Source organism: Methylomagnum sp. (genome assembly GCF_054333355.1).
The window spans coordinates 1-4685 of the sequence record NZ_JBTEKS010000349.1 but is presented as its reverse complement, the minus strand read 5'-3'; the positions used below and the strand labels follow the sequence as shown (position 1 = coordinate 4685).

The following is a 4685-nucleotide window of genomic DNA, read 5'->3' as shown; positions in this document are numbered from 1 at the left end:
ACTAAAGTTCGGACTCCAGGTTATTGGGCCAGGGCTTGGTCGATGGCGGCGATGAGTTGCTGGGCCTGGGCTTCATCGTCGGCGGCGCGGCCTTGGTAGCTTTGGTAGTCGCGCAGGGCGGCTTCGGCGTAGGCGCGGGCGCGGTGTAGCAGGGTGTGGCGGTGGGTGGGGTCGCGGTCGGCGGCTGACCAGTACATGACGGCCATGTTTTGGCGTGTTGCTCCGGCACCGTAGCGGTTGCCGGTTTGCTCGAAATAATGCACTGTACTGATCTTCCCGCCCAGCCATCGCCCCGTCCACGCCTGAGCAGTAATCCGGCACGATCTCCGCCACCAGCCGCGCCCATTCCGCGCCGCGTCCCTGATAGTCCCTGATACTCGTACAGCGCCCGCAAGCCCTGCATCGCGGCAATTACCCGATTCCACCAGCCCTGGCGGCGGGCCACGCGGCGGGCGTGCAGCAGGTTGGCTTCTTCCAGGCTCAGGAATTGGATGACCTGCCGGTTTCCTTCGTTGAATTGGTTATGGTAGTAATCGCCCAATCCGCCCACCGCCTCCACCCAAGCCCGCAAAGCCGCTTCCGCCCCGGAATGCCCCGCCTGCCCATCGAAATGCCGCTCGAATACCTGCCGCAAGAACCATGGCAAGGCCGGATGGATGCCGTACCAAGTGCCGCCAATCGGGGTTAACAAACCCACTTCGCACGCCCGGCTCAAGAGGCCGGTAAGTTTGTCCCCATCCTGAGTTTGCAATTCCGGCAGCGCGTATTCGCCTTGCCCCATGAAGCGCAGCGCATCCACATCCACCACCCCCTGAAACAAATGCAACAACGCCACCACCGGCAATTCCTCCGCCGTGAAGGCATGACGGAAGCCATATTCCAACGACGCGCCCAGCGACTTGTCGCGCCCTTCGCTGGCGTCGGCATCGGCGATCTGAGTTTCGCCATCGCGTAGTGCCTGGATAAACCGGGCCACCAGTTTCGCCCCGCGCAAGTTCTGCCGCGCCGCCTGCCCGGCCACCACCCGCACGGTCAAAGGATTCCCGGCGCAATAGTCCAACAGCGGAGCCCAATCGGCTATTCCTTCGGCCTTCCAGCCGCGCTCCTGGCCGAAGGCCAACACCAGCTTGGCCGCGTCGGCGCGGGACATGCGCGGCATGGCGATACGGAACGGAATCCCGCCCAGCCACCGCTGTTCGTCGCGGCGGGAGGTCAACAGAATCTTCGCCTTCGTCGCCTTGTCCTGCTTCACTAGCTTCAGGAAATCCCGGAGTTCCTGTTGCTCGTCTGCGTCCCAAGCCGAGGCCGTGCTTTCCGGGAAACCGGCCACCGGCTCCACGTTATCCCATACCCACAACACCGGCACCGCCCGCAGTGCTTGCAAAACCAGTTGGCGGCGTCGGGCCACATCATTCAGCGCGTGCCAGTCGATGCCGTTGGCCTGCAACAGCGGGGCGAGCAAGCGGGCCAACTGATTGAGCGCGTCGGTCAAGTCGGTGTGCCGCTCGAAGCTGGTCAGCGCCACCAGCGGCACCGCGCCCAAGCCGCCGGTCTGTGCATACCAGCGGGCGAACTCCACGGCGGTGCTGGTCTTGCCCTGCCCGGCATAGGCGTGGAGCAACACCACCGGCTGGGAATCGAAAGCGCGGTCGAGCATGAGCAAGGTTTCGTCGCGGCCAATGAATTCGGTGTCCGGCACATGGCGCAGCAATTCCGGGTAACGCTGCACCGGATCGAGTTCCGGCGCATCGAACAGCGGCGGCGGGTTGGGCGGCAGGAGTTGCAGCGGCGCGGCCTCGAAAATTACCGGCACGAACCAATCCTGCAAGGGGCGCGGCTGCAAGCCCACCCAACGCTCGGGATTGCGCTGCAAATGCTTCCGCGCCTCGCTGGCTGCCTGCCCGAAATCCCGGCCCTTCGCCAACGCGGCGTACAACTCGCCGACGAACTGCGCCGCCGTCACCACGAATACGCTGTAACGCATCCCCAGCACGGCGGGAATACCCTGGTCCACCACCGCCTGGGCCAAGGAACCGATGGCGCGGACTTCGTCATGAACGTTCGCGGTGTCGGCGGGTTGTCCGGTGGCTTCGTGCATGGCCGACTGACAGGCGTTCAACACCAGCAAGGGTGCGCCGGTATCGTGCAGCAACTTGCCGAGTTCCGCGCCGGACACGGGCCGGATGTTCTGGTCGTTGCCTGGATGCTCGAACAGCAGATAGCCGTGCTTGCCGGAAGATTTGCCCCCCAGCATCAGGCTGGAAAGCTGGCCCACCCAATCGGCCAGCGTCGTTTTGCCCAAGTCGGCGTATACGCCATGCCCATCGAAATGCACGATGTGGAAGGGCCGACCGGCTTCTTTGGCATCGGTCAGGGTCTTTTGCAGTTGCTCGAAAGTGGGCGGGCGCAAGGCCACGATATCGAAGCGCTCGCGGTGCTCGGCCAGACCTTGCAGCAAGCGGTTGGCGATGGCCCGCAAAGCCACATCGGAACGGCCATCGGGACGGCAGACCACGTACAACAGCCGGATGCGCCCATCGGCGGGCGGTGTCGGGACGACGAAGCCGACATTCGGATTGGACTGCACCCGCACGAAGGCCCGCACCCGCACGGCGATGGCCGAATCCGACTCCGGGTCGCGCATCAATTCCCACGGAATCGCGGCGGCTTCGACGATGTCGGTGGTGATCTCGATGCGGAGGTCGGCCAGTTGCTCGCGGATGGCGAACCAGATGGCTTGGGTGTTGCGATTCGCGGCCAGCACCTTGTCGTAAAGCTCCTCGCCCCGCGCCCGAATCATCGCTTCGATTTGCTCAATGTGGGCGGCTTCGACCGACTTGGCGTGTTGGAGATAATCCTCCATATACCAGCGCAGTTCGCTTTGCTCTGTCTCGCTGAGGGCGAATTTGATGCTGGCATTGCCGGTCAGGTCCGGCTGGTTCGGACGCTTTAAGCGTAACTCGATGGGATATTTACTTTTACGGGGAGGGTGTTGGTGAATGGCAAGGACGAGGGACATGAGAGACTCCGCTAGGCCGGGTGTTGCGGCGATTTTAGCGGATGATGCAGCGGCGAAACACATTCTGGAGTCCGAACTTCAGTTTGGACGTTTGGATTTTTGTTGGAGCTTGATTCGTCCAAACTAAAGTTCGGACTCCAGAGGAGAGCGGCGGCGTGGGCAAAACCGTTTGCAGAAACAAAAAAGCCAGCATCGAAGCTGGCTTTTTTGCGACGTTAAGTCTTTGAATTTGGCGGAGGGGGAGGGATTCGAACCCCCGGATGGGATCAACCATCAACGGTTTTCAAGACCGCCGCATTAAACCGCTCTGCCACCCCTCCGAAGCTTCCTGGCGGGCTTGCCGCCGGAAGGCCGCAAAGGATAACCGATTCGCCGCCGCGATTCTACGCCTTCGCCGCCCAAAGACAGGCACCGCCGCTGGCCTTGGCGATTTCGCCCAGCCGCTTTTGGTGGGCCTCCTCTTCCGGCTCGCTGCACCGCACGACTTTCAGCCGGGGGCGGTCCCGCGCCACCAACGCTGCTGGCAGGGACAAGGACGCCGTCGCCGAAGCCAGCGACGCGGCGGGTGTTTCCGGCTCCGGCTCCAAGCTCAGCAAGGTTTGCCCGCCGGTCATCGCCAGATAGACATCCGCCAGGATTTCCGCGTCCAGCAAAGCGCCGTGCAAGTCGCGGTGGCCGTTGTCCACGCCGTAGCGCTTGCACAGCGCGTCCAGGTTGTTGCGCTGGCCGGGATGCTTTTTCTTCGCCAGGGCCAGGGTGTCGAGGACGCCGCAATAGTCGGCGATGTCGCCGCCCGCTTGGCCCCACAGCCGCAACTCGTGGTTCAGGAAGCCCACGTCGAAGGGCGCGTTGTGAATGATGAGTTCCGCGCCTTTCACGAACGCCAGAAAATCGGCGACGATGCTCGCGAACCTCGGCTTGTCGGCGAGGAATTCCGCGCTCAGCCCGTGGACCGCCACGGCGCCCGCGTCGATGTCGCGTTCCGGGTTCAGATAGACGTGGAAGTGCTGGCCGGTGAGCTTGCGGTCGAGCAGCTCGACGCAGCCGATTTCGATGACGCGATGACCGGCGGCGGGTTCCAGGCCGGTGGTTTCAGTGTCGAGGACGATTTGGCGCATGGGTTTATTTACGGTTGAGACGGGATAATTCGTCGATGCCCCGGTTCGCCAAGCGGTCGGCGCGTTCGTTCTCGGGGTGTCCTGTGTGGCCTTTAATCCATTGCCACTCGACTTGGTGGTTATTCTGCGCGGCCACCAGCGATTGCCACAAGTCGGCGTTTTTGACCGGGGTATTCCCGGCGGTTTTCCAGCCCTTGCGCAGCCAGTTGGGCAGCCATTCGGAGATACCTTTAAGGACATAAATAGAGTCAGTAGTGACTGTCACTAAACAAGGGTGTTTCAGTGCCTCCAGTCCCCGGATGGCGGCCAGGAGCTCCATGCGGTTATTGGTGGTGGCGGGATCGCCGCCGCATAACTCGATTTCTTTATCCCGATAGCGTAGTAAAGCGCCCCAACCGCCGGGGCCGGGATTGCCACGGCAAGCGCCGTCCGTATAGATGTAAACTCTATTATTCATGTGTTTTGAGTGGGTTTATTATTCAGGACTCACGCGACGAACCGTTCGTGTTGACGTATCGAGCCATGAACGGCTCGTGGTCCCGCCGTTC

3 protein-coding genes and 1 tRNA gene are annotated in these 4685 nt (G+C 62.5%); all 4 read right to left on the bottom strand.

Features of this window, described 5'->3' with window-relative positions; genetic code table 11:
- Position 1: 1 nt before the first annotated feature.
- Positions 2-3019: a CHAT domain-containing protein gene (locus tag ACXWUF_RS18955; protein WP_458496151.1), complete on the bottom strand. Its 3018-nt coding sequence runs from the start codon at positions 3017-3019 to the stop codon at positions 2-4.
- A gap of 230 nt (positions 3020-3249) precedes the next feature.
- Positions 3250-3339 (bottom strand) — tRNA-Ser (locus ACXWUF_RS18950).
- Between the two features lie 63 nt (positions 3340-3402).
- Positions 3403-4137: a DNA polymerase III subunit epsilon gene (gene dnaQ / locus ACXWUF_RS18945; protein ID WP_458496150.1), complete on the bottom strand. Its 735-nt coding sequence runs from the start codon at positions 4135-4137 to the stop codon at positions 3403-3405.
- A gap of 4 nt (positions 4138-4141) precedes the next feature.
- The gene (gene rnhA, locus ACXWUF_RS18940; protein WP_458496149.1) at positions 4142-4594 is read right to left on the bottom strand and encodes a ribonuclease HI; all 453 of its coding nucleotides are present in this window, start codon (positions 4592-4594) and stop codon (positions 4142-4144) included.
- Positions 4595-4685 lie beyond the last annotated feature (91 nt).

Coding starts and splice junctions, on each gene's coding strand:
- ACXWUF_RS18955 (WP_458496151.1), bottom strand. CDS start 3,019: ATGTCCCTCGTCCTTGCCATTCACCAACACCCTCCCCGTAAAAGTAAA.
- dnaQ (WP_458496150.1), bottom strand. CDS start 4,137: ATGCGCCAAATCGTCCTCGACACTGAAACCACCGGCCTGGAACCCGCC.
- rnhA (WP_458496149.1), bottom strand. CDS start 4,594: ATGAATAATAGAGTTTACATCTATACGGACGGCGCTTGCCGTGGCAAT.